The sequence below is a fragment of the Vibrio sp. Vb1554 genome, assembly GCF_033344235.1.
Genome location: NZ_JAWPOJ010000308.1, coordinates 1 through 1,186, shown reverse-complemented (window position 1 = coordinate 1,186; position 1,186 = coordinate 1). Strand labels below are relative to the sequence as shown.

Annotated in this window: 1 protein-coding gene and 1 pseudogene; both read left to right on the top strand. The window is 47.9% G+C overall.

Translation table 11 applies throughout. The features are described from left to right. A partial coding sequence (locus R8N28_RS25860; protein WP_318183737.1) for an extracellular solute-binding protein occupies nucleotides 1-624 on the top strand: 624 nt, incomplete at its 5' end. Nucleotides 625-704: 80 nt separating this feature from the next. Then, a pseudogene (locus R8N28_RS25855) lies at nucleotides 705-1,124 on the top strand (ornithine cyclodeaminase family protein); the annotation flags it as partial. Nucleotides 1,125-1,186: the final 62 nt, after the last annotated feature.

Genomic DNA, 1,186 nt, shown 5'->3' with positions numbered 1-1,186 from the left:
GCACCAACCAAGTTGACGGACCTTTTTGACTTAACAAACTTTCCCGGTCGACGAGCACTACAAAAGCAACCTCAAGGTAATCTTGAATGGGCATTGTTGGCCGATGGCGTTAAACCTGACGAAGTTTACCGCCTACTAGAAACTGAAGAGGGGCGAGCGCGCGCCTTTGCCAAACTCGACACCATCAAACCGCAAGTGCTTTGGTGGACGACAGGTGCGCAGCCACCACAAATGTTGGCAGATAAAGAAGTGGTAATCGCGTCTGCTTTCAATGGCCGGATACACAACGCGCGTAAAGATGAAGGCCAACCATTTCGCATCATTTGGGATCACCAAATGGGTTACATGAACGGCTGGGCTATTCCTAAAGGAAGCGCGAATACCAAACTTGCCCTCGATTTCATTGCTTTTTCTTCGGGTACTAAGCCTTTGGCAGATCAAGCTAAATATGTCGCGTATGGCCCGACTCGTAAGTCTTCCTCCGCGGAAGTAAGCCCAGAGATTCTGGCGAACCTGCCGACCGCGCCTCAGAACTTTAAAACGGCGTTTTTGATTAACGACGAATGGTGGTCTGATTATGCCGATGAGTTGAATGAAGAGTTCAATACTTGGCTGCTTAATTAGGCGTTAACTGTAGGGGTTTATTTCTCGATTGATGAGTTAAACCCCACATTGGAACTCAACGTACCTATTTTGGAGAAGTGATGAAAGTCATCGATGCACAGCAAGTCGCGCAAAGTTTGAGTATGCACTCTTTGATTGAAACCATGCGAGACATCTATGCACAGCCTGCCACGATTCCGCAGCGCAGAGTGATGTCATTAGAAGAGGGAAAGTATGAAGCTTTTGCTTTACTGCCCGCATGGAACCAAGAACTGATTGCCGTTAAGGCATTTACTTACTTTCCTGAGAATCCTCTGCAAGGCAAAGATACTTTGGCATCTAAGTTGTTGGTCTTCAAACGCGGAGATGGTGAACCTATCGCGCTGGTGGACGGTAAAGTCTTAACTTTTTGGCGTACAGCTGCCGCATCTGCTTTAGCCGCCGATTACTTAGCGCGCAAAAATGCCTCCCGCTTGTTGATTTGTGGTACTGGCAACTTAGCCCCTTATTTTGCGTGGGCTAAAATGCCTCCCGCTTGTTGATTTGTGGTACTGGCAACTTAGCCCCTTATTTTGCGTGGGCT